The organism is Peribacillus sp. S4, from assembly GCF_046715815.1.
In the GTDB taxonomy this organism is placed as follows: Bacteria; Bacillota; Bacilli; order Bacillales; family DSM-1321; genus Peribacillus; species Peribacillus frigoritolerans.
On record NZ_CP175708.1, the window covers coordinates 1551945 to 1576405 of the forward strand.

General features: G+C 40.4%; 24 protein-coding genes. 17 read left to right on the forward strand and 7 right to left on the reverse strand.

What is annotated here, in order from left to right; translation table 11 throughout:
• From ACJ9PY_RS07515 to ACJ9PY_RS07530, 4 genes are all read left to right on the forward strand, one after another.
• Complete coding sequence (locus ACJ9PY_RS07515) at window positions 1-615, forward strand: phosphoribosylanthranilate isomerase (protein WP_411739731.1); 615 nt, start codon at window positions 1-3, stop codon at window positions 613-615.
• A gap of 4 nt (window positions 616-619) precedes the next feature.
• Window positions 620-1825, forward strand: a complete 1206-nt coding sequence (gene trpB / locus ACJ9PY_RS07520; RefSeq protein ID WP_411739732.1) for a tryptophan synthase subunit beta — start codon at window positions 620-622, stop codon at window positions 1823-1825.
• The gene (gene trpA, locus ACJ9PY_RS07525; RefSeq protein ID WP_098865207.1) at window positions 1818-2597 is read left to right on the forward strand and encodes a tryptophan synthase subunit alpha; all 780 of its coding nucleotides are present in this window, start codon (window positions 1818-1820) and stop codon (window positions 2595-2597) included. Before trpB ends, trpA begins: the two co-directional genes overlap by 8 nt.
• Window positions 2598-2822: 225 nt before the next feature.
• Window positions 2823-4171, forward strand: a protein-coding gene (locus ACJ9PY_RS07530) for an IS3 family transposase (protein WP_411738344.1) whose coding sequence is annotated in 2 segments (ribosomal slippage) — window positions 2823-3282 and window positions 3282-4171 — 1350 coding nt in all. Because the reading frame shifts where the segments join, the coding sequence is not laid out codon by codon here.
• Between the two features lie 116 nt (window positions 4172-4287).
• Here the strand turns inward: ACJ9PY_RS07530 and ACJ9PY_RS07535 are convergent.
• Window positions 4288-4908 (reverse strand): YktB family protein, encoded by a 621-nt coding sequence (locus ACJ9PY_RS07535; protein WP_096338294.1) that lies wholly within the window; start codon window positions 4906-4908, stop codon window positions 4288-4290.
• Between the two features lie 194 nt (window positions 4909-5102).
• Here ACJ9PY_RS07535 and ACJ9PY_RS07540 point away from each other — a divergent pair, with 194 nt between their 5' ends.
• Window positions 5103-5300: a hypothetical protein gene (locus tag ACJ9PY_RS07540; protein ID WP_034314018.1), complete on the forward strand. Its 198-nt coding sequence runs from the start codon at window positions 5103-5105 to the stop codon at window positions 5298-5300.
• A 393-nt stretch (window positions 5301-5693) separates the two neighbouring features.
• Window positions 5694-6497 carry an inositol monophosphatase family protein gene (locus ACJ9PY_RS07545; RefSeq protein WP_400449588.1) on the forward strand — a complete coding sequence of 268 codons (804 nt, stop codon included), beginning with the start codon at window positions 5694-5696 and terminating at the stop codon, window positions 6495-6497.
• A gap of 88 nt (window positions 6498-6585) precedes the next feature.
• Here the strand turns inward: ACJ9PY_RS07545 and ACJ9PY_RS07550 are convergent, their stop codons facing one another.
• Window positions 6586-6768 (reverse strand): YlaF family protein, encoded by a 183-nt coding sequence (locus ACJ9PY_RS07550; protein ID WP_057278468.1) that lies wholly within the window; start codon window positions 6766-6768, stop codon window positions 6586-6588.
• A gap of 124 nt (window positions 6769-6892) precedes the next feature.
• Here ACJ9PY_RS07550 and typA point away from each other — a divergent pair, with 124 nt between their 5' ends.
• Genes typA through ACJ9PY_RS07565 form a run of 3 tightly spaced genes read left to right on the forward strand, consistent with a single transcriptional unit; the run spans window position 6893 to window position 9360 of the window.
• Window positions 6893-8740 carry a translational GTPase TypA gene (gene typA, locus ACJ9PY_RS07555; RefSeq protein ID WP_034314011.1) on the forward strand — a complete coding sequence of 616 codons (1848 nt, stop codon included), beginning with the start codon at window positions 6893-6895 and terminating at the stop codon, window positions 8738-8740.
• A 22-nt stretch (window positions 8741-8762) separates the two neighbouring features.
• Window positions 8763-9071, forward strand: a complete 309-nt coding sequence (locus ACJ9PY_RS07560; RefSeq protein ID WP_034314008.1) for a YlaH-like family protein — start codon at window positions 8763-8765, stop codon at window positions 9069-9071.
• A gap of 4 nt (window positions 9072-9075) precedes the next feature.
• Window positions 9076-9360: a hypothetical protein gene (locus tag ACJ9PY_RS07565; RefSeq protein ID WP_034315418.1), complete on the forward strand. Its 285-nt coding sequence runs from the start codon at window positions 9076-9078 to the stop codon at window positions 9358-9360.
• A 37-nt stretch (window positions 9361-9397) separates the two neighbouring features.
• Here the strand turns inward: ACJ9PY_RS07565 and ACJ9PY_RS07570 are convergent, their stop codons facing one another.
• The 3 genes from ACJ9PY_RS07570 to ACJ9PY_RS07580 all read right to left on the reverse strand — a co-directional run bounded on the left by ACJ9PY_RS07570 (window position 9398) and on the right by ACJ9PY_RS07580 (window position 10757).
• Window positions 9398-9829: a hypothetical protein gene (locus tag ACJ9PY_RS07570; protein WP_098865204.1), complete on the reverse strand. Its 432-nt coding sequence runs from the start codon at window positions 9827-9829 to the stop codon at window positions 9398-9400.
• Window positions 9813-10013, reverse strand: a complete 201-nt coding sequence (locus ACJ9PY_RS07575) for a YlaI family protein (RefSeq protein WP_072272690.1) — start codon at window positions 10011-10013, stop codon at window positions 9813-9815. The genes ACJ9PY_RS07570 and ACJ9PY_RS07575 overlap by 17 nt, the downstream gene beginning before the upstream one ends.
• 144 nt (window positions 10014-10157) lie before the next feature.
• Complete coding sequence (locus ACJ9PY_RS07580; protein ID WP_411739733.1) at window positions 10158-10757, reverse strand: YhcN/YlaJ family sporulation lipoprotein; 600 nt, start codon at window positions 10755-10757, stop codon at window positions 10158-10160.
• A gap of 261 nt (window positions 10758-11018) precedes the next feature.
• Between ACJ9PY_RS07580 and ACJ9PY_RS07585 the strand changes: the two genes are divergently transcribed.
• The gene (locus ACJ9PY_RS07585) at window positions 11019-12350 is read left to right on the forward strand and encodes a PhoH family protein (RefSeq protein WP_145504970.1); all 1332 of its coding nucleotides are present in this window, start codon (window positions 11019-11021) and stop codon (window positions 12348-12350) included.
• Window positions 12351-12412: 62 nt separating this feature from the next.
• Here the strand turns inward: ACJ9PY_RS07585 and ACJ9PY_RS07590 are convergent, their stop codons facing one another.
• Entirely contained in the window at window positions 12413-12916 is a 504-nt protein-coding gene (locus tag ACJ9PY_RS07590) for a peptidyl-prolyl cis-trans isomerase (RefSeq protein ID WP_145504971.1), read from the reverse strand.
• 221 nt (window positions 12917-13137) lie between these two features.
• Between ACJ9PY_RS07590 and ACJ9PY_RS07595 the strand changes: the two genes are divergently transcribed.
• Together ACJ9PY_RS07595 and pyc are read left to right on the forward strand one after the other, a co-directional pair.
• Complete coding sequence (locus ACJ9PY_RS07595) at window positions 13138-13419, forward strand: YlaN family protein (protein WP_034313996.1); 282 nt, start codon at window positions 13138-13140, stop codon at window positions 13417-13419.
• 602 nt (window positions 13420-14021) lie between these two features.
• A complete protein-coding gene (gene pyc / locus ACJ9PY_RS07600) occupies window positions 14022-17459 on the forward strand; it encodes a pyruvate carboxylase (RefSeq protein WP_063576930.1) in 3438 nt (1145 codons plus the stop codon).
• 182 nt (window positions 17460-17641) lie between these two features.
• On the opposite strand, the gene ACJ9PY_RS07605 is transcribed toward pyc, so the two are convergent.
• On the reverse strand, window positions 17642-18628 hold the full coding sequence (locus ACJ9PY_RS07605; protein ID WP_034313992.1) for a COX15/CtaA family protein: 987 nt from the start codon (window positions 18626-18628) through the stop codon (window positions 17642-17644).
• A 600-nt stretch (window positions 18629-19228) separates the two neighbouring features.
• Between ACJ9PY_RS07605 and cyoE the strand changes: the two genes are divergently transcribed.
• The 5 genes from cyoE to ctaF all read left to right on the forward strand — a co-directional run bounded on the left by cyoE (window position 19229) and on the right by ctaF (window position 24368).
• Entirely contained in the window at window positions 19229-20167 is a 939-nt protein-coding gene (gene cyoE / locus ACJ9PY_RS07610) for a heme o synthase (protein WP_034313989.1), read from the forward strand.
• Window positions 20168-20421: 254 nt separating this feature from the next.
• Entirely contained in the window at window positions 20422-21504 is a 1083-nt protein-coding gene (gene coxB / locus ACJ9PY_RS07615; protein WP_034313987.1) for a cytochrome c oxidase subunit II, read from the forward strand.
• A 24-nt stretch (window positions 21505-21528) separates the two neighbouring features.
• Window positions 21529-23400, forward strand: a complete 1872-nt coding sequence (gene ctaD / locus ACJ9PY_RS07620; RefSeq protein ID WP_106027286.1) for a cytochrome c oxidase subunit I — start codon at window positions 21529-21531, stop codon at window positions 23398-23400.
• Window positions 23400-24029, forward strand: a complete 630-nt coding sequence (locus tag ACJ9PY_RS07625) for a cytochrome (ubi)quinol oxidase subunit III (protein ID WP_034313980.1) — start codon at window positions 23400-23402, stop codon at window positions 24027-24029. The genes ctaD and ACJ9PY_RS07625 overlap by 1 nt, the downstream gene beginning before the upstream one ends.
• A gap of 3 nt (window positions 24030-24032) precedes the next feature.
• Window positions 24033-24368 (forward strand): cytochrome c oxidase subunit IVB, encoded by a 336-nt coding sequence (gene ctaF / locus ACJ9PY_RS07630; protein ID WP_034313978.1) that lies wholly within the window; start codon window positions 24033-24035, stop codon window positions 24366-24368.
• Window positions 24369-24461: the final 93 nt, after the last annotated feature.

Genomic DNA, 24461 nt, shown 5'->3' on the forward strand with positions numbered 1-24461 from the left:
ATGTTAGTGAAAATCTGTGGGATAAAGACTTTGGCAGCTGCTCAGACTGCTGTTAGTTCCGGGGCAGACTTCATTGGTTTCATTTTTGCCGAGAGCAGCAGGAAGGTTGAGCCGGAGATAGTAGGAGATTTCGGAGCGAATCTAGCTGGCCATGTTAAAAAGGTCGGAGTGTTTGCCAATCAAACTGAACAAGAAGTGATAAAAAGTGCTGAAATTGCGGGATTGGATTATATTCAGCTTCATGGTAACGAGTCTGCCAGCTTTGCCCGCAGAATGCCCCTGCCGGTGATCAAGGCCTTTGCCATCCATACAGAGAAAGACTTTGAAAACCTGCATGAATACCCAGCGGATTATCTATTGGTCGATCTTCCTAAGAGAGCATCCGGCAAGGGATTGACTTTGGATTGGGATATGATTCGAAAAGCTGATCTGCCACTGGAGAAGGTAATTCTAGCCGGTGGGCTGACTCCGGAAAATGTCGGAAAAGCGATAAATGCCGTTTCACCATTCGCAGTTGACGTAGCAAGTGGCGTTGAAACAAACGGATTAAAAGATGCTGTAAAAATGAAAGCATTTATCAATGAGGCAAAAAATACAGCCGGAAAAGAGGAATGAATAGATGAATACTTATACACAGCCTGATAAAACTGGACATTTTGGAGCATATGGAGGCCGCTTCGTTCCAGAAACTTTAATGGCGGCGATTACGGAGCTTGAAGAAGTATATGAACAATCTAAAAATGATCCAGAATTCCAAAGGCAGCTAAGTTATTACCTGAAACAATATATCGGTCGGGAAACCCCTCTTTATTTTGCGGAGAACTTAACGAGACTGGCTGGCGGTGCAGACATTTATCTGAAGCGCGAAGACTTGAATCATACCGGAGCCCACAAAATAAATAATACGATCGGCCAGGCTTTGCTGACTCAGAAAATGGGCAAGAAAAAAGTGATTGCCGAAACGGGTGCAGGACAGCACGGGGTTGCAACGGCGACTGTGTGTGCTTTGCTAAAGTTGGAATGCATCATCTTTATGGGGGAAGAAGATATCAGGAGACAGAAATTGAATGTATTCAGGATGGAGCTTTTGGGAGCCAAGGTCATATCTGTATCACAAGGAAGCGGGACACTGAAGGATGCAGTAAATGAAGCGTTACGATATTGGGTGGCTAATGTGGATGACACCCATTATATAATGGGATCAGTTCTTGGTCCGCACCCATTCCCCGTAATTGTCCGTGATTTTCAAAGTGTGATAGGGAATGAAACAAAACGTCAATATTCTGAGGCGGTTCATTCCCTGCCGGATGCAGTAGTTGCATGCATAGGCGGAGGAAGTAATGCAATGGGGATGTTTTATCCCTTCATTGAGGACCAAACGGTAAAGTTATACGGAGTGGAAGCGGCAGGGCATGGGCTTAATACACCGTTGCATGCTTCAAGTTTGACTAAAGGGAAACCTGGGGTGCTCCACGGGGCATTCATGTATGTTTTGCAGAACGAGGACGGTCAGATCCAGGAGGCACATTCTATTTCGGCAGGGCTGGATTATCCAGGGGTAGGGCCTGAACATAGTTACTTAAAAGATACGAATCGGGTGGAATATACTTCAGTAACCGATGATGAAGCCTTGGAAGCCCTAGCGATGCTTTCAAGGGAGGAGGGGATCATCCCCGCTTTAGAAAGTTCACATGCCATTTCCTATGGTTTAAAGCTTGCTAAAGAAATGGAGAAAGGAACAGGACTGGTGATTTGCCTGTCCGGCCGTGGTGATAAGGATGTTGAAACGGTCCAATCATTGATGGGGGGTAGTGAACATGAATAAATTAACAAATGCGCTTGAAGAATGCCAAACAAAGCAGGAAAAAGCATTCATACCATATATCATGGCAGGTGATGGAGGTCTTGATCGGTTAAAGAGCCAGCTTCTTTTCCTTGAAAACAGCGGGGCGACTGCCGTTGAACTAGGAATACCTTTCTCTGACCCTGTCGCTGATGGACCCGTTATCCAACAAGCTGGAATCCGTTCTTTGAAAAATGGAACAACTTTAAAAGATGTCCTGAAAAAAGTAATGGAAATCAAAAATGATGTGAACATCCCCATTATTTTAATGGGATATACGAATTCAATCCTGGCTTATGGACTTAAAGAGTTTACGGCTGACTGTCTTCAAGCAGGAATTTCCGGGTGCATCATCCCCGATTTACCGATTGAAGAAGAAGCCATCTTTTCATCAATCAAAACTGCAGGGATCGTTCTTATCCGACTTGTGACACTCACGTCTCCGCAAGAGCGCATCACTGAGATAACCGCAGGGGCGGAGGGCTTCATCTACGCAGTTACAGTCAAAGGCATCACAGGTGCCCGTGATGCCTTCGGAGAAGAACTTGGAGGCTATTTAAAGAAAGTAAAAGAGATAAGTCCGGTTCCCGTTCTTGCCGGGTTCGGCATATCGACTCCAGAACATATCCGTGATGCCATACAATACTGCGATGGAGTCATTGTCGGCAGCAAGATCATCGAATGCTTCGAGACAGGCAAGGAAGACCGAATTAGAGACTTGATTCAAGCAAGCAAAGGTTTAGTGCAAAAATAGGGATGGAGAGACTCCCAGGCTGCCCTTAGTTTATAGGCAAAAGGAGTTCTAATTTAAACATAGTTGATTGGGACGGGTGTACGAGACTCTGGCGGAAAAGCGAGTCCTGGAGGCAACGGTCAAATTATTAAAAACCTAAAAAAACTGTAGACAAACCCAATGATTATCGAGTTGAACTGCCCCGTAAATGTTAGACACCAAACTAACATTTACGGGGTGTTTTTTATGGCTAATTTTTCTGCCGAACAGAAAATATTCATTACACGACTTTACCTTGAAGGAAAGCACAGCTATATGGATCTTCAAAAAATATTTGAAGTTTCGTATCAAGTGATTCAAGGATGGGTTCGTTTATACCAAATTCAAGGAGCCGATGGATTTAAGAAATCCTATACAAGTTATTCTACGGAGTTTAAAATGGATGTACTTAATTATATGAATGAAACGGGTATATCTTCTTACGACGCAGCCGCAAGGTTTAATATTTCATCTCCAGCACTAATTCGGACGTGGAGAATAAATGTTAATGCCTATGGATTAGATGCCCTAATTTCTAAGAAAAAGGGGAGACCATCCATGAAAAAAGATATCAATCCATCCAAACAAATTGAAGGTTCGGTTAAAGAGCTTGAAGAACGAATTAAACAACTAGAAATGGAGAATGCGTATTTAAAAAAGTTAAATACTTTAGTTCAAATGCAGGAAAAATTACAACCCAAATCAAAGCGCAAGTAATTTATGAACTAAAGTCCATTTATGAGGTTGTGGCCTTAATTAAAGTCGCTGATATTCCACGTAGCACGTACTATTATTGGGAAAAACGCTTGAATCGAGAAGATAAGTATTCGAAGGTAAAAGCCACTATTCAGTCTATCTATCATGAACATAAAGGACGTTACGGTTATCGTCGTATCACAAAAGAGTTAAAAAAATATGGGTTTTCTCACAATCCAAAGACCATCAACCGCCTCATGAATGAAATGGGCGTAAAATGTTTAGTCCGTATGAAAAAGTATCGTTCGTATAAGGGGCGTGTTGGTCGAATTGCCCCCCATATTTTACAACGTGATTTTCAAGCCGAGAAAATGAATCAAAAATGGGTAACAGACGTAACGGAATTTCATTTATTTGGGGAGAAACGTTACCTATCCCCTATCCTTGATTTATGTAATGGTGAAATTATTGCCTACAAAGTGATGAAACGCCCTGTTTATAAACTTGTTGGAGATATGTTAGATGAGGCGATTAAACACCTAAAACCAGAAGATACGGTCATCCTCCATTCGGATCAAGGGTGGCATTATCAAATGAAGAAGTATCAAAAAACCTTAAAAGATTCCCGCATTATACAAAGCATGTCCCGTAAGGGAAATTGTTTAGATAACGCAGTCATTGAAAACTTTTTTGGCTTGTTAAAGTCTGAATTGCTTTATCTCCAAGAGTTTGAAAGTATGGAGCACTTTGAAAAGGAATTAGATGATTATATTCATTACTATAACCACAAACGAATGAAGGTAAAATTAAAAGACCTGAGTCCGATAGAATACCGAACTCAGGTCTTAGAAGCTGCTTAAATTATATGTCTAACTTTATTGGGTCAGATCAAGTTTGCCTACAGTCTGAGGAGAGCTCTTTGGCTCTCCTTTTATATTATCCAGTTATTGTTGGATCCGAATAGGAATCAATGTGTTTAATTTAATTGATATAAGGGTAAAAGATGTTCAAACGCATCTTGAATGGTTTCAATGAAATCATCATCTTTTAACTTAATAGCGTCATCACGGGAAATTTTTATACCGCATAGGATTTCGGCTTTCTTTACCGTTTGCAAACGGGTGAACATTGAATTCAAATCATCTACTCCAAGACCATCATGAGGGATGACATCAGGTTTTGTATGGTCCATTGACCAAACATAATGGGAGGGAATGCTATTCACCAATCGATCTGCCTGCTGCTCCAGATGCTTTCCGATTTCCATTTTATTAGGGGCTTCGTAAATGACGGCATACCAGATGAACATATGCGTTTCCCATAACCCGATTTGGAAATGCGGCATCATTTTATAACCTCTGCTATTGGCAGCAAAAGCAACCCATGTATCATTAGGGGGATTCACTGTCCGTCTAGCATGCTTTGCAACATGAGGGTGCATTTCATCGCCGGTCATAACTGAGAGCTTTTGAGAAAAGTGCTCTCCTAGGGCTTGCAATTTAGGCTGGATCCGTTCTTTTAAAGCATCCATGCGCGGTTCCAATCCATCAATTTTAAAAACATCAAAATCATCTGCTGTAAAACTTGCTATATTCATTTTCATCTCTCCTACCGTAATATCTGCACATATTGTAGCATAAGTAAAAGTAAAATTTAAAAAATACGATTCGGGTTGGCAATGTAAAATTCCTTATAGGTTATAACACAAATTAGTTGCTATTTGAGGTAGGAAGTCATATGATAATATAAATTCAGAAAATTACGTTAATTAACGAAGGGAGAATGTTAATTATGAAACAAGTCATGAACCAAGCATTAAAAGCTAAAGAAGTTGAAAGACATAGAGCTGCAGTGTTAAGAATGGAAATGGACTATGAATTAGCAACCCTTTTTGAAGCAATCGGTGAAGAGAATGACCAAAAGAGGTCACAATGCAAGCAAAGACTAGAACGAATCCGCTTGGAATTGTTGAAACTGAAAGCCTTGTAAATGATTGGCTGCAGAGACCTTGAAGGAGAATGAATTAAGGAAATGAATCAATTTCAATACAAGGAATTTTATTATAGATAACGGACACTTTATTTTATTAAAAAATAATGTGTCCGTTTTTCATTAAATGTCCAATATATATAAGGTGGAATTTCATTTTGTCTCGAGTCCCTTTAATAAGGAAGGGGAACGTCAAGTAAGGGAGAATATTCTTGCTGGCTAAATCATGATTACGATTAATGGATGGGCAGTCAAGGAAACTTCTTTCCTCATCAGTTAAAAAAATGGAAAATTTAAGATGTTAAAAGCTTGAAGGCAAGCTATATTTGCTTTAATCTTTAAAAGAGGATCATTTTAATGTAGTTTCTGATCATAAAGGACGGGGATATTATAATGGCATCGGTCAAGGAAATGGATACATATGCGAAGTTATGGATGAAAGAAGCCGGTAATAGGCTAAGGGCGTCCTTCAAAACCAAGTTGAATATTGAAATGAAAACGAATCCGAATGATTTGGTAACTAATATGGATAAGGGGATAGAAAAGTTTTTTTGCGAAAAAATCGGTGAAGCTTTTCCAGAACACCGCATTTTTGGTGAAGAGGGAATGGGCAATGATATTAAAGACCTAAAAGGTACGGTGTGGATCATCGATCCAATTGATGGAACTTTGAACTTCATTCATCAACAGAGGAATTTTGCGATTTCTCTTGGGGTTTATGTGGATGGCATCGGAAAGATTGGCATGGTTTATGATGTCTTTAGTGATGAATTATATCATGCGATTAAGGGACAAGGAGCATTTCTGAATGATCAAAGGCTCCCATCTCTTGAAGAGGCATCGGTAAGCAAAGCGATCATTTCCATTAATGCAAGCTGGGTAACGGAAAACCGGAGGATCGACCCGAGTCTTTTGGCACCGCTGGTCCGGGATGCAAGAGGAACACGTTCTTATGGCTCGGCAGCGTTGGAGCTGGCATTCGTGGCCGCTGGGAGGATTGATGCATACATAACCATGAGACTCATGCCTTGGGACTTTGCCGGGGGAGTTTTACTGGTCGAGGAAGTGGGCGGGGAAGTTAGTAATATGAAAGGTGACAAATTGGATTTTTTAAAAGGCGACTCACTTTTCGTATCAAAACCAGGGCTGCACAAAGAAGTATTTGACAAATACTTATCAGGAAACTCCAGCTGTTAGTATCAAGGACTTATTGCGGCCATGATAAAAGTCCCAGATAGAAATAATTAACAAAAAAAACTCGCTGTCTGCCAGCGAGTTTTTTATATTATAACTTCCCGGCTTCACGTAATTTCTTCTTCTGGGTGAAACCGAACCCCATGATTCCGCAAAGAATAACGATTGCAGCTAATATTCCAATCAAGCTTTTTTCAGCAATGAAGATGCCAATGGAGCCAATGCATGATGTTGCCAATACCGCTAATATTAAGAAATTCCATTTAATGTTCATGAATATCACCCCTAATATATCTATTGTACATAATTTCTGTATTTGTTTCTAGTATGTTTGTGATATAATATGTAAGTTAATACTAGTGATACGTTTTACACAAACTTTTTTAGGAGTGAATTTTTTGAAATTAAGAGAAAATATTCGTAATATAGCCATCATTGCTCACGTTGACCATGGTAAAACGACGTTAGTGGATCAGTTGCTAAAGCAATCTGGTACTTTCCGTGAAAATGAACATGTGGAAGAACGTGCGATGGATTCTAATGCGATTGAAAAAGAACGCGGAATTACGATTCTTGCGAAAAATACAGCAGTTCAATACCAAGATACAAGAATCAATATTTTGGATACACCTGGTCATGCCGACTTTGGTGGTGAAGTGGAACGGATCATGAAAATGGTCGATGGCGTTCTTCTTGTTGTTGATGCATATGAAGGCTGTATGCCGCAAACTCGCTTCGTGTTGAAAAAAGCATTGGAACAAAAGATCACGCCAATCGTTGTCGTGAACAAAATCGATAAAGATTCTGCACGTCCAAATGAAGTGGTCGATGAAGTAATTGACTTATTCATCGAACTAGGAGCTGAAGAAGAACAATTAGACTTCCCAGTTGTCTTCACTTCAGGTATCGCTGGTACTGCGAGCTTGGATTCAGATCCTGCTAAACAAGAAGAAGACATGACCCCACTTTTCGAAACAATCGTCGAAACGATCCCTGCACCAATTGATAACTCAGATGAACCGCTTCAATTCCAAGTGGCTTTACTTGACTATAATGATTATGTAGGACGTATTGGCGTTGGCCGTGTATTCCGCGGTAAAATGCATGTAGGTCAACAAGTTTCATTAATGAAACTTGATGGGAAGGTTAAACAATTCCGTGTAACGAAAATCTTTGGTTATATTGGCTTGAAGAAAGTTGAAATCCAAGAAGCCGTTGCCGGTGATTTAATTGCCGTTTCTGGTATGGAGGATATTAACGTAGGGGAAACGGTTTGTCCGACCGAGCACCCTGAAGCTCTACCTATCCTGCGTATTGACGAGCCAACATTACAAATGACTTTCCTTGTAAATAACAGCCCATTCGCAGGCCGTGAAGGTAAATTCGTTACAGCTCGTAAAATTGAAGAGCGTTTGAGAAACCAATTGCAGACTGATGTCAGCTTAAGAGTCGAAAATACTGATTCTCCGGATGTCTGGATTGTTTCAGGTCGTGGGGAGCTTCACCTTTCCATCCTGATCGAAAACATGAGACGTGAAGGTTATGAACTGCAAGTTTCTAAACCGGAAGTTATCGTTCGTTTGATTGATGGTGTCCGTTGTGAGCCGGTTGAACGTGTACAAATCGACGTACCTGAGGAGCACACTGGTTCGATCATGGAATCAATGGGAGCCCGTAAAGGTGAATTATTGGATATGATCAACAGCGGAAGCGGTCAAGTTCGTTTACTGTTCACGATCCCAGCTCGCGGACTTATTGGCTATTCAACTGAGTTCTTAACGATTACACGCGGATATGGTATCATGAACCATTCATTTGACAGCTATCAACCAATGGCACAAGGTCAAGTCGGCGGAAGACGCCAAGGTGTACTTGTATCCATGGAATCAGGAAAAACTACACAATACGGTATTATGCAAGTAGAAGACCGCGGTGTTATTTTCGTTGAGCCAGGTACGGATATTTATGAAGGCATGATCGTCGGGGAACATAACCGTGATAGCGATTTGACTGTTAATATCGTTAAAGCGAAACAAATGACCAATATGCGTTCAGCAAATAAAGACCAAACTTCTTCCATGAAAAAACCAAGAATCATGTCCCTTGAAGAAGCTCTGGAATATTTGAACGATGACGAGTACTGTGAAGTAACTCCGGATTCAATCCGCCTTCGTAAAAAAATTCTAGATAAAAACGAGCGTGAAAGAGCAGCTAAAAGAAAAAAAGTTGCTATTGAAGAAAAATAAATAGCAAGAGGAGGAGAAAAGATTGGATATCCAAGAGCGATTATCATTTTTTGCAGCATTGTACAGAGTGGATGAAAATCCTGAAGCAGGAATGTGGTATTTATATTTGACGGTCTTTGGATTATGCATCCTTGTCTATCAGTTAGGTTTTGCCAAAAAGTTACCATTGCTAAAAAATGTGGTCATTTATGTGGTAATGGCACTTGGATGTACCCTTCTTTCTTTCTTTGCGGTGTTTCTCCCTATGGGGGAGGCATTAGTCATCGCTTCGCTTGTTCTGGGGATTTATAGGATCCGTCTTCATAATTCGAGAAAAGAAGAACAGGCTTAAGATGATGAAATCATTACAGGATGCTTTATACAATTGGTTGACTATCAAAGTTGTCTGTGATGCAAGGCCTGATGATTCAGCTGCACGCGATACAGAAATGTTTTTCATGCAGATGCTGAAAGACGATCATCAGGTGATAATCGATTCGGTTACAAAAACAGAACCTTTTTATTTCGTCGAGTACCTTTTGGGAGACGAAATGAAAAAGCAGCGTTATCCGATTGAATTGATTGATATCATGTTAGACCAAATTCAGTTAGAGCCAGAAAAGTATAAAAATATCGAGTAATGATAAAAAGAACCGTGCGATTTACGCACGGTTCTTTTTATATTGCTTTAGGGAGGGAAAGTCCATAAAAAAGATGTAAGATTGTCCACAAAAAGAAAGCTGTCAAATCAGAAGGAAGGACAACTTCTGTTTTTGACAGCGCCGATAATGGGAAGTAAAGCATGATCGCTGGAATGATCGCGATAAAAGCAAGTGCGTATTTGTTCCACTTCCTGAAAACTTTCAAAGGATGTAGAAAATAAACGTAACTATACGTAATTGCCAGTGAGAAAAGGAGGTGGAAAAAGAATAATGATTCCACACTCCAGGAAACCGCTCCCATTAGGGGGAGGAAATCCACATTCAATAAAAGCTTATACACTTGTTTACCGGATAGCATTTCGACCCACTTCATTATCCATCCAAGCAGAAGTCCATTGATCAGGCCAATCAGAGTAACTTTATGAAATGTTCTACCACTCATCTTCATTTTTGATCGTCCGATAAAGACGGAAGTTACCGGTAGCAATCCGCTCGTTCGTACGCTCTTCTATGCGTTGGTTGCATGTATTGCACATATAGGTATGTATAGGACGGTTTCGAAGTTTCTTCGCTTCTGGGCTATCGTCAGGTATAGATTCAATTTGATCGCATATTACACATTTAACCTTCATATTAGTTGAACCTCACTTCAATTTGAATATGCTTTTAAGTATACCAATATTTTTATGGTAAAACGAGGATAAAGTGAAACTAACAGTTGAAGTTGATTGTTGGATATGAAAAAGACCCGAAGATTCATTTCGGGTCGGGTAAATTCATTCTTTAAAGTGATTGGATTGATCATTTTGCTCTTTATCGAGTTCTTTTCTTTCCGTATCATCATCAAGTTTATTTTTTTCCTTTTCGATGTTCTTAGATGGCGTTGGGCTTAAAATATCACCAGGAACCTCCGGGATGACTCGGCTTGTGATGTCAGCGAGTTCATTTAGGATCCCGGTTACCGGTTTGCCGTCTTTAATATCTTTGGCTACCTCCCTGATCCGCTCATTTAAATCCGGGTCAGCGACGATGATGGCACTAGCACCGTCAGGATCATGTTTTAAAGTTTCTCCGACTGAGTACTTTATCGTTCCAACCTGTGAACGCTCAATATCTTGGTCGATATCTATTCCGACGATGGCGTATTTGCCAAGTACGACTGCGGTGGCATCGTTCACCTCTGGAATGGACTTAGCCAAACCGGTGAGTCTTTCCGCAGTTTGCTGACCTGTATTCCTGTCTGCTTCCTTAATGGTCGTATTATTGACTTTCGTTATATTGTTTTGCGCATTATTTTCAGACACTTCATTTTTATTATCCGTTGCGCAACCTGACATCAACAGAACAGCAGCGAGCGACAATATGATTTTTTGCAATGTACAACCTCCTTAAATGTTCTTTGGTTCCAGCCTGTCCGCCACCGACCAAGTCTGTTGTCATTATTACATGCAGTGAAACATGGTGTAATCAATGTTGGGGATGGCATTCTTTGCTGGAAGTTTTCTTTATAGTCTGTAAATGTTCTTCTATCTTTATGCAAAGTAACATATATTTTATCAACAGTCTCGTCCGCTACATAACTGCTGAGTGTAGTAAATGGTAAGACATATCCTATAGAGCAGGCAGGAGGCGTCATATTGGGGAAAAAAATCTATGTTTTAGATACGAATGTCCTGTTGCAGGATCCGTATTCGATTTATTCATTCGAAGATAATGAAGTTGTCATTCCAGCAGTCGTATTAGAAGAATTGGATTCAAAAAAAAGGTATATGGATGAAATCGGAAGGAATGCCAGGCAAGTATCGAAATTGATCGATAGTTTTCGTGAAAAAGGAAAGCTGCATCAGAGCATTCCGCTTCATAATGGAGGCAGCATAAGGATTGAACTCAACCACCGTTCATTTCACAAACTTCAGGAAATTTTTGTTGAGAAAACGAATGATAACAGGATATTGGCAGTCGCGAAAAATTTATCTTTGGAAGAAGAGACGAAGGAAGATGGAAAAACGGTCATTCTGGTTAGCAAAGATACTCTCGTCAGGGTTAAAGCTGACGCCATCGGTCTAGAGGCAGAGGATTTTTTAAATGATCGCGTTGTAGAACTGGATCATATATACGCTGGGCACAAAGAAGTGTATGTATCGATTGATAACCTGAATAAGTTTTATGAAAAAAGCTTTCTTTTACTGGAAGAATTGACAAAAGATGCATATTACCCAAATCAATTCCTGTTGATGAAGGACACGCTGGGCAGTTCAGCTTCGGCGATCGGGATAGTGGATGAGAACTGCAGGCTAGTCAAGAAACTGATGTATGAAGGGGAGCATATTTGGGGAATTAAACCGAGAAATGTCCAGCAGACCATGGCCCTTGATTTGTTGCTTCGTTCGGATATCCAGCTTGTGACGCTCATTGGTAAGGCGGGGACAGGCAAGACTTTATTGGCATTGGCAACAGGATTGATGCAAACTGAAGATTTGTCACAATATAAGAAACTTTTGGTTGCCAGGCCCATTGTTCCGGTCGGTAAAGATATTGGTTATCTGCCTGGGGAAAAAGAAGAAAAATTAAGACCATGGATGCAGCCTATTTTTGATAATCTCCAATTTCTGTTCAATACGAAAAAACCTGGGGAATTGGATGCGATTTTAGCAGGAATGAGTTCGATCGAAGTTGAAGCCCTCACCTATATCAGGGGAAGGAGCATACCGGATCAGTTCATCATCATCGATGAAGCGCAGAACTTAACGAAACATGAGGTCAAGACAATCTTGACGAGGGTCGGGGAACGGAGCAAAATTGTCTTGATGGGGGACCCGGAGCAAATAGATCATCCTTATTTAGATGAATATAATAATGGTTTGACCTATGTTGTGGAAAAATTCAAGACCGAGCGTATAGCCGGCCATGTTAAATTGATAAAAGGGGAAAGATCGGGATTGGCACAACTGGCAGCTACACTTTTATAATGCAATCGGCAAGGGGTTTCCCTTGCCGATTGCCAAAGTTTTTGGCAAGGATGAACGAAGTCTTATTTAACGGTGAAAGACCGTACATTTTTTATCGGATCATTGATGTTGGAAGCGTCTCCGAAAAAAATTTCCAGAGGGCCGCCTTCGGATATTTTAAGCGGCTTTCCATCCTTGGAAAAGCCCAGGAAAAATTCAAGTGCCGTTGCCAACGGGAATGTAAGCTCCTCATCATCGGTTGTAACGATGACTTCGGTCACCCCATTTTCAGGTTCGGCATTTTTTAAAAACGGTTCAAAAGGGATGCCGAAAGTCCCTTCCAGCAATCTTTGCTTCTCGAACTTTCGTTCCGTTTTTATTGTGGGTGGCATTATTGCTCCTTCCTGTATTTCTTTTTGCCAATGTTTGGAGGCGGCAATCGTATATTCTTCTAATTCATTGACTTGGACTCTTTCAGCGTGGAAATATGTATCGATTTCAACTTTACGGTCATCAAAAATCCATACTCCAGGATCTAGCGTAATTGGATATTTCACTTTTCCATTTATAAATACGATGGGTTCCAAATATCTCATTCCTTTCTGTTGCTCTTTAATGATTATAATCAATTATAATAGAAATGTCACATCTTCAAGATGGTGAACAAATTCCATGGCTGGGTATATCCATTTGAGAGGTGATCGTGATATTTCAATGGCAAATTGTTCGTCAATGTCCTTGCTTTTTCACAAAACTAAAGGTAGAATTTAGAGATAAGATTTAATCGCTCTGAGCGGGGGGATTTAACATGGCATCTGATATGCTTGTCAATCATCGAGAAAAAGCTTATGCTTTATTAAAAGCAGATGCTGACAAGATTCTAAAACTGATTAAAGTTCAAATGGAAAATCTCACTATGCCTCAATGTCCTTTATATGAAGAGGTACTTGATACGCAAATGTTCGGCCTATCACGAGAAATTGATTTTGCCGTACGCTTAGGTTTGGTAGAGGAGACCGAGGGTAAATCCCTTTTGGAAACCCTTGAACAGGAATTGTCAGTTTTGCATGAAGCATCGTTAAAAAAATAATAGATAAAACATACTAACTCAAACAAATCTCGATGATTGTTTGAGTTTTTTATTTATATACACAATTAATGAATAATGTTATACTATATTTAATAGTGACATACTAATTAGTTCGCGAAGTTCAATTTGAGTTATCTTATTCTTTTGAATTCTTTCTAAGTTCAATGGTCATCTTCCGATTTTAAAATATTCCCTGTGGGATTTTCCGGTCATATGGCTTTGATCAATAATGGATCGATAGTAGGGGAGTCAGATCTAATTCCCTGTTTTTTTATACGAATATATGTAATTTTTTATTTTTTTATTGTATTCAGTTAATTTTAGTATTATTGTTATATTAATTGAATGTTAAATCAAATTGATAATATATTATTATAGCTAAATTTTAATTTGTTAATGATATATGGCTCTTTTTTGTCTTTATCGGATGTGAAAAACGAAAATATAAAATATATCGAAATAATTACATCAGCGATAAAATGAGCCTAAACAGATTGGACTCCTTATTTGGGAAATCAATTCATGAATAAAAAGTGGTGGAAATCTTTCACGCTTTTTTTCTATATATTCAATAAAAATACATATTGATTAGGGTGGTAGCAATGGGGAAACGTATAGAAAAAGTACTTGCGGCAAATCGCGGGGAAATAGCGATAAGGATTTTTCGGGCTTGTACGGAATTAGACATTCACACAGTTGCAATCTATTCAAAGGAAGATTATGGTTCTTATCACAGATATAAAGCGGATGAGGCATATTTGGTCGGGGAAGGCAAAAAGCCGATTGATGCATACCTGGATATTGAAGGCATAATTGCGATTGCCAAAATGAGTGGCGTCGATGCGATTCATCCCGGTTATGGTTTCCTTTCAGAAAATATTGAATTTGCGAAACGTTGTGAGGAAGAGGGCATAATCTTCATCGGACCAGAATCAAGACACCTAGATATGTTTGGTGACAAAGTAAAAGCCAGAACACAAGCTGAACTGGCGGATATTCCGGTTATCCCTGGTAGCGATGGACCGGTGACCAGTGTTGAAGAAGTCAAGGAATTTGGTGAACGATACGGTTTTCCAATTATTATAAAAGCCTCATTAGGCGGCGGCGGACGCGGAATGCGAATTGTCGGAAAAATCGAAGAAGTTGAAGAGGCTTATGATCGCGCAAAATCGGAAGCTAAAGCAGCTTTTGGTAATGATGAAGTCTATGTAGAGAGATTCATACAAAATCCGAAGCATATCGAAGTTCAGATTTTGGCTGATACTCATGGGAATATCGTCCATTTATATGAGCGTGACTGTTCCGTTCAGAGACGGCATCAAAAAGTTGTGGAAGTGGCACCTTCCGTTTCCCTTTCCGAAGATTTAAGGGAAAGGATTTGTGAAGCAGCTGTCAAGTTGGCTAAAAATATTGATTATGTAAACGCTGGTACGGTCGAGTTCCTTGTCGCAAATGGCGAGTTTTACTTTATTGAAGTCAATCCACGGGTACAGGTTGAGCATACGATCACTGAAATGATTACGGGCATTGATATCGTCCAATCTCAAATCATGGTGGCTGAAGGGCATGAGCTCCATGGCAAGAAGATCGGGATTCCCGAACAAGCAGGAATTAAAACTCATGGATATGCGATTCAATCAAGGGTGACGACCGAGGATCCATTGAATAATTTCATGCCTGATACCGGGAAAATGATGGTGTACCGTTCTGGTGGGGGATTCGGTGTCCGCCTGGACGCAGGGAATGGGTTCCAAGGTGCGGTCATCACACCATATTATGATTCCCTTCTCGTTAAACTTTCTACTCATGCGCTTACATTTGAGCAGGCAGCTTCCAAAATGGTTCGTAACCTTAAGGAGTTCAGGATTCGTGGTATTAAAACAAATATCCCCTTCCTTGAAAATGTTGTAAAACATGAAAAATTCATAAATGGGGAATATGATACATCATTCATTGATTCAACACCGGAATTATTTAGCTTCCCAATTAGAAAAGACCGTGGGACAAAAATGCTTTCATATATCGGAAATGTGACCGTGAATGGATTCCCGGGAGTCGAGAAAAAGAAAAAACCTGTTTTTGATCCAGCACCGATTCCGAATGTTGGTGGCTTGCCGCTTATCTCGGGTACAAAAAATATACTTGAAGAGCAAGGAGCAGAGGGGCTGGTCAATTGGATCAAAGAACAGAAAGAGGTATTGATCACCGATACGACTTTCCGTGATGCACATCAATCTTTATTGGCGACGAGAATCAGGTCGAAAGATATCCTTGATATCGCAGAACCTACAGCAAAACTGCTTCCTGATTTATTTTCAATGGAAATGTGGGGCGGGGCAACTTTCGATGTCGCCTATCGTTTCTTGAAAGAAGATCCGTGGGACAGGCTGTTAAGTTTCAGGAAAAAAGCACCGAATGTCCTATTACAAATGCTTTTAAGGGCTTCAAATGCAGTTGGTTATAAAAATTATCCTGATAATGTCATTCGTGAATTCGTCGAGAAATCAGCGGATGCAGGCGTTGATGTTTTCCGTATCTTCGATAGTTTAAACTGGGTTAAAGGGATGGAATTGGCTATTGATGCAGTCCGTCAATCCGGCAAAATTGCAGAAGCTGCCATTTGTTATACAGGGGACTTGAATGATCCAACACGCAGCAAGTATAATATCGACTACTATAAAAATATGGCGGTGGAATTGGAACAAGCTGGTGCCCATATTTTAGCGATCAAGGATATGGCCGGGCTCTTGAAGCCTGATGCTGCTTACCGCCTTGTCTCGGAACTGAAAGAATCGACATCCCTTCCGATTCATCTGCATACTCATGATACAAGCGGAAATGGCATTTACATGTATTCTAAAGCGATTGAAGCCGGTGTGGATATCGTTGATACGGCGATTGGTTCTTTAGCTGGACTGACTTCTCAGCCAAGTGTACAAACACTTCATTATGCATTGGAGGGTTCAAGCAGACAGCCTAAGTTGGAAGTCGATTCACTAGAGCGTTTAGGAGAATACTGGGGTGAGGTCAGGAAATTCTATCATGACTTCGAGAGCGGAATGAATGCACCTCATACCGAGGTTTACAAACACGAAATGCCGGGCGGTCAATATAGTAATCTGCAGCAGCAAGCCAAAGCAGTTGGGCTGGGAGACCGCTGGCATGAAGTGAAAGAGATGTATCAGCGCGTCAATGTAATGTTCGGTGATATCGTTAAAGTGACTCCGTCATCCAAAGTTGTTGGGGACATGGCTTTATTCATGGTACAAAATAACCTGTCTGAAGAGGATGTTCTGACAAAAGGTAAATCCATCGATTTCCCTGATTCAGTCATAGAGTTATTCGAAGGCTATCTAGGTCAGCCAGTTGGGGGATTCCCTAAAGAGCTTCAGGAAGTTATCCTGAAAGGGAAGAAACCTATAACAGTAAGACCGGGTGAGTTATTGGAAGAAGTGGACTTTGCAGCACTTAAAGAAGAATTATTCAAGGAATTGGGACGGGCAGTCACTGATTTCGATGTGCTTGCATATGCCCTATATCCAAAAGTATTCCTGGACTACAATAAAACGATTGAGCTGTTTGGAGATGTTTCCAACCTCGATACCGCGACTTTCTTATATGGTATGAGGCTAGGGGAAGAAATCGAAGTTGAAATCGAAAAGGGTAAAACGCTTATCGTAAAATTGGTTTCAATCGGCCAGCCATTGGCTGATGGAACACGGGTTGTGTATTTTGAGTTGAATGGTCAATCACGTGAAGTGATCATCAAGGATGAAAACATTAAATCTTCCGTTGTATCAAAAGTAAAAGCTGATCCAAAAAATAAAGAACAAATCGGTGCGACAATGCCAGGTACGGTAATTCGTGTAGTGGTCGAGAAAGGAGATCAGGTCAAGCAGGGTGATCACCTGATCATTACGGAAGCGATGAAAATGGAAACCACCGTGCAAGCACCATTCTCCGGGACCATCAAAGATATTTATGTAAAAGATGGAGAAGCGATCAGTACTGGGGACTTATTGATTGAAATAACTAAGTAATATCGCTGACTGTGACCTTCTGAATGATTTAGGGTATATGGGGTATGCTTGAGGTTTCAAGCTGCCCTACACCCTCATTCAAGGCAATCCACGGTATCTTAAGACAAAACAAGAACCACCATTCCCCAGGGAATGGTGGTTCTTGTTTTGTCTTATTATATTATTGATTGAACAATCAGAAATTAACGGGCGGGTACTGTTGGTGTTATGTCCTTTTCATCCTGTCCTTTGACTGTGTGCGTGGAGTTTCTTTTTTGCTTGGCCAGTGCATTTTTTTTGCTTCTTGATGTCAATAGCATCAAATAGCTCATTACACCAAAAAAGCAGGCAATGAATAATGCGTGTGTCAATGCGATATATAAGTTTTGCCTTGAGAAAATGATGAAGGCTCCAGCGGTAACCTGTAAAAATACGAGAATGAATGCAGCCATCCAACCGCCATATAACACTTTTTGATTTTTGTAATGTTTTTTTGCGATATAAGCCACATACGATACCCAAATGAAAATGGCGCCTGCGATTGCACGGTGTCCCATCTGAATCCATTCATAAAGGTTAGAGGGGAGTGCAAGGCTGTCATTTACACATAAAGGCCAATCCTTACAGATAAGACTTGATTCTGTATGCCTTACAAGAGCACCTGTATAAACGACTACGAGACAAAAAATCAATACGCCAATGATATGGAATTTCATTCGTTTGTCAACTATAAGTTTTTCGGCTTCGAACTTCTTGTCTACTTCAAAAATCAACAATGTCAGTAAAAAGACGGCAGCAAAGGAAATGAGCGATATGCCGAAATGAAGGGCAAGGACAAAATCGGATTGTGACCAAATGACGGCAGCGGCCCCGATTAACCCTTGTAGTAACAGAAAACCAAAAGAAAGGACGGATAAGAAACGTGCTTCACGGATATGGCCGATTTTTTTCCAAGACATATACGATAAAATTAAAACCAAGAATCCTCCAGCACCTGAAACGAGACGATGGGAAAGTTCAATGACCAATTCAATCGTGATTTTGTCCGGGATCAATTGGCCATTGCACAATGGCCAGGACCTGCCGCATCCCATGCCGGAATCCGTCTTCGTGACTAAAGCGCCGCCAAGTAAGATGAAAAGCATTACAATCGTTGTTAAAACAGCAAACCATTTAAGAGACGATTTCACTAGTAGTCCCACCTTTTTCTCTGTAGCAAATTAGGATTGTTCCATAAAATTAATAATAGCATAAGATTTTTCATAATATTTGTCGAACTTCCTCGATATTACACAAAATAGAATGATTTTACAAGTTCAGTTAATATTATAACTATTAATTAAAATGCCTGAAATAGTTGAAAGTTACAAAAGACTTTGATAGAAATAAAGGGAGTGTAAACCTACAAGTAGGAGCAAAATAGGGATAGAGCCTAGGGGATGATGATAAAAGCATACTATTCATGTTCTTGATGAACATCTTACAAGAGCAGTAAATTATTGAGACACAAATTGGTCAAAAATATCCGAAAAATTTTCACAAAAGCTTCCAAAAATGTGTTTTAATATATTGAAGAAATGATTTTACTAAATTTTACTGTTATTAAGCATGATATTAAGAATGATAGCTCTCGATGGATTCCATTGACGACAGTCATTGGTAAATAATTTACTTTTTGTTTACGCTTCCTTGGTTACAAATATCAAAAAGTATGAAATAATGTTCTATAGCATATGTAAGTATTTTTTTGCATTTGCGTCTGTGCTGAATGATTTAAAGGAGGAAAACAAATGTCAGAAACAAGGGGTTTGTCAGAAGCTGTCATGGAGGACAGTAAAGCCGCCCTTCAATCGGATATACCTGAAACAACAGCTTGGAAGGATTTTCTCGCACTTATAAAAGTGGGGATCGTCAATTCAAATATAATTACAGCTTTTACCGGCGTGTGGTTAGCTCTTCATTTTTCGGGGCTTAGCTTCTTAAGCAATCTAGATGTAGTGTTTTATACACTTGCTGGTTCGGCGCTCATAATGGCGGGATCTTGCAGTTTCAATAATTATTATGACCGTGATATCGATCATTTAATGGAAAGAACGAAAAACCGTCCAACGGTAACCGGGAAAGTACAGCCTTCAAAGGTATTGGCGTTAAGTTTCGGCTTAATTGCTGCAGGGCTGATTTTACTTGCATTGACTAATATGACAACTGCCATACTTGGAGCATTCGGCGTCTTCGCCTATGTTGTTTTATATACTATGGTTTTCAAACGTAGATTTGTCTCGAATACGATAATAGGCAGTATATCCGGAGCGGTGCCTCCGCTTATCGGGTGGGCTGCGGTCGACCCGGGCCTTGATAAGATCGCCTGGGTCCTGTTCGCGATCATGTTCTTGTGGCAGCCTCCTCATTTTTATGCACTTGCAATGAGGCGTGTCGAAGAATATCGTGCAGCTGGAGTACCTATGCTTCCGGTCGTAAAAGGGTTCAAGGCTGCAAAAAGATCGATTATGCTGTGGATCATCTGTTTAATGTTCATTCCTTTCTTTTTAACTCCATTAGGAACACCGCTAGTTATTCTTGCTGCATTATTGAGCACAGGCTGGCTTATTTTGGGGATTAAGGGGTATAAAAAGAAAGACGATGTTAAATGGGCAACATCCATGTTTGTATATTCTCTAAATTATATGACCATTTTATTTGTAGCGATGGTTATTGTCACACTGATCTAGTTTTGGTTTAAATAAACTGGCGGCCTGTTCTTTTACAGGCCTCCAGTTTACTGATAAATAAAGCACTGACCGCCATTCATACATATTAACGGAACCAACAGGGGCATACATAAGAGCGGTTACATGAATCAACTTAATAATTCCTTAGATTAGGGATTCTTTCTTTTTAGAAATTGACATAGAGAGAATATTCGCAATTGCGCCCATTTTTATTTTTGTGAGAAAATTTTGACGAAAGAGGGGTTTCTGAAGCTATGAAAAAAAGGCTGCACAAATGGCGCCTAATTGCTCTGCTGGGAATTGTAGGACTTGTCCTTTCGGGCTGCGGCGAACCATTTCTATCCGCACTGAAGCCAGCTGGCGATGTTGCGCAATCTCAGTATGACTTACTGATATTGAGTACACTAATCATGGTACTGGTTATTATTGTTGTGATTATTTTGTTTGTTGTAGTTATACTACGCTTCCGTCGGAAGGAAGGCGACGAAACAATACCGAAACAAATTGAAGGAAGTCATAAACTCGAAATTATCTGGACTGTTATTCCTATCCTTCTTTTAATTGTTCTGGCTGTTCCAACCGTCGTCACGACTTTTGACTTAGCCGACACAAAGGCAATGGATAAGAAAGATAAGGATGGAAAGACGAAGGATGCACTTGTCGTGAATGTTAGGGCAAACCTTTATTGGTGGGAGTTTGAATATCCAGACCTTGGCGTCGTAACAAGTCAGGATTTGGTTGTGCCGACAGATCGAAAAGTGTACTTCAATCTAACTGCTTCAGATGTTAAGCACTCATTCTGGGTACCGTCTGTCGGAGGAAAGATGGATACAAATACAGAAGGGGTCAATCAGTTTTTCTTAGAATTCGATGGTGAAAAGGCAGAAGATTCGAACAACGTATTCTACGGAAAATGTGCTGAGCTTTGCGGTCCTTCACATGCTTTGATGGATTTTAAGGTCATAACGAAGTCTAAAAGTGATTTTGAAGCATGGACTAAAGATATGAAAGCCTCGAAGGAACCTGTCGTTGAAGGCGATCTGGCCAAACAGGGTGAAGATGTCTTTAATCAAAGTTGTATTGGCTGCCATGCGGTGACGCCGAATGACAGCAGGCCTGAAGCTGCTCGTCAGGCTCCGAATCTGGCTACATTCGGTGAGCGTGAAAAAGTTGCTGGCGTATTGGATCATACGGAAGAGAATGTGAAGAAATGGATCAAGGATCCTGAGAAGTATAAACCGGGCAACACGATGACCGGTACTTACGGTGAACTTTCGGATTCAGATATTAATGCACTGGCAGCTTATCTATTAGAGCTTAAGGTGGAAGACAAATAGAACATTGATTAAGGAGGTTAAATCGTGAGTACCTACGCTAATAAAAAAGGATTTGGCGCTACGCTTTGGGATTATCTGACGACGGTAGACCATAAGAAAATCGCCATTCTATATCTTATCTCTGGCGGGTTATTCTTTGTAATCGGCGGTTTGGAAGCGATGTTTATCCGTATCCAGCTTGCAATCCCAAATAATGACTTCGTTAGTGCCGGATTTTATAATGAAATTTTGACCATGCACGGTACGACAATGATATTCCTGGCGGCCATGCCATTGGTATTTGCTGTTATGAATGCGGTTGTGCCATTACAGATAGGAGCACGTGATGTTGCGTTCCCATTTTTGAACTCATTAGGTTTTTGGCTGTTTTTCTTTGGGGGAGTCTTTTTAAATCTTTCCTGGTTTTTAGGGGGGGCTCCCGATGCAGGCTGGACATCGTATGCATCACTATCCCTTCACTCGGAAGGCCATGGTATTGATTTTTACGTCCTTGGACTACAAATATCAGGTTTTGGAACACTAATGGCAGGGATCAATTTCCTAGTAACCATCATTAATATGCGAGCGCCAGGTATGACATATATGCGTATGCCGCTGTTTACCTGGTCAACTTTCGTTGTTTCTGCATTGATATTATTCGCTTTTCCTCCGCTTACCGTGGGATTGGTGTTAATGATGTTCGATCGGATGTTTGGTGCGAATTTCTTTGATGTAGCGGCAGGGGGAAATACGATCATTTGGGAGCATTTATTCTGGATATTCGGTCACCCGGAAGTGTATATCCTGATTCTTCCAGCGTTCGGTATTTTTTCTGAAATTTTCGCTACCTTCTCCAGAAAAAGATTGTTTGGTTATTCATCGATGGTATTTGCAACCGTTTTAATCGGTTTCTTAGGTTTCATGGTGTGGGCGCACCATATGTTTACCACTGGTCTAGGTCCGATCGCAAATGCAATCTTTGCCGTGGCGACCATGGCTATCGCTGTACCGACAGGTATTAAGATATTCAACTGGATTTTTACGATGTGGGGAGGAAGCGTCAAGTTCACGGTTCCGATGCTTTATGCAGTTGCCTTTATTCCTACATTTACAATGGGCGGCGTGACTGGTATCATGCTCGCATCTGCACCAGCTGATTATCAATACCATGATAGTTATTTCGTTGTTGCCCATTTCCACTATGTAATCGTCGGTGGGGTTGTATTAGGTTTATTGGCAGGGATCAATTTCTATTGGCCGAAGATGTTTGGAACAATGTTAAGCGAAAAATTGGGGCAAATCACATTTTGGACGTTCTTGATCGGTTTCCATTTAACATTCTTCATTCAACATTTCTTAGGTTTGATGGGGATGCCTCGTCGCGTATTTACATTCTTGGACGATCAAGGCTTTAATACAGGTAATATGATTAGTACTGTGGGAGCCTTTTTGATGGCATTTGGTGTCTTGGTTATGGTCATCAATATCATCATTACATCTGTGAAGAATGAAAAGGTCGGCAATGATCCTTGGGGAGATGGCCGTACGCTAGAATGGGCCATTCCATCACCACCGCCTTTTTATAATTTTAAACAACTGCCGTTAGTCCGCGGATTAGACCCATACTGGGTTGAAAAAATGGAAGGGAAAAAGGAAATGACTCCTGCAGAACCACTTGGGGATATCCATATGCCAAATTCATCTATTCTTCCATTAACGATTGCTTCAGGTTTATTTATCGCTGCATTCGGCGCTTTATACCATATGGATGATAAGACATGGACCCTGCCTATAATGATAGTAGGACTTTTGGTGACATTTGGTTCAATGTTTATCCGTTCAGTTAAAGACGATCATGGATACCATATTCATAAAGCAGACCTTATGGACGATAAAGACAAGGGAGGTAAGGCATAATGCAAACAGATGAAAGATTCACGGATGCCACTTGGCCTGCTTCTCCCGAGAAAGCGACTTTAGAAGGTAAAAATAAGTATTTAGGTTTCTGGTTGTTTCTTGGTGGAGAGACTGTTTTATTCGCCTCACTATTTGCAACTTACCTAGCATTGAAGGATAAAGTTCCAAATGGTGATGCAGCCTTAGCTAAAGATTTATTCGAATTACCACTTACTTTTGTAGCAACCATGCTGTTACTGACCAGTTCATTGACTAGTGTGTATGCAATGTACCATATGAAAAATAACCACTTTAAACAAATGCAAGCTTGGCTTGTGATTACGGTTGCACTTGGTTTTGGTTTTCTTGGACTCGAGATTTATGAATTTAATCACTATGTTCATGAATTCCATCATACCTTTACGAGCAGTGCCTTCGGCTCCGCGTTTTATACGTTAGTTGGTTTTCATGGAGGACACGTTGCTTTCGGTTTGGTTTGGATAATATCTCTTATGGTTCGTAATGCAGGAAGGGGCTTGAATTTGTATAACGCTCCTAAATTTTTTGTTGCGAGTCTATATTGGCATTTCATTGACGTAGTCTGGGTATTTATTTTTACTGTCGTATACTTAATGGGAATGGTGGGATAACTGATGGCGAATGAACAATCAAATTCAGCGAACCCGAATGTCGATTTAAAATATCGCCGTAAGAAAAATGCTGAAGAGATGAAACACCAAGTAATATCATTTACACTAATGATTTTCTTTACATTACTTGCTTTTGCTGCAGTAGGAATTGAGGGTTTTTCACATTGGTTCATTAAACCGGTCATTTTGCTGCTGGCAGTTGTACAAGTGATTTTCCAATTGTATTATTTCATGCACATGAAGCATAAAGGGCATGGCACCATTGCATTGTTCTTATTTTCCGGCCTTGCAGTGGGCTTGATAACGGTCCTAGTGTTCCTAACGATTGTTTGGATATAAACCATAAAGAAAATCGGCTATTGAATGATAGCCGGTTTTTCTTTATGTGGTGATTCTCATCCAAGTTTATCTATATTTGTTAAAATGTTTCAT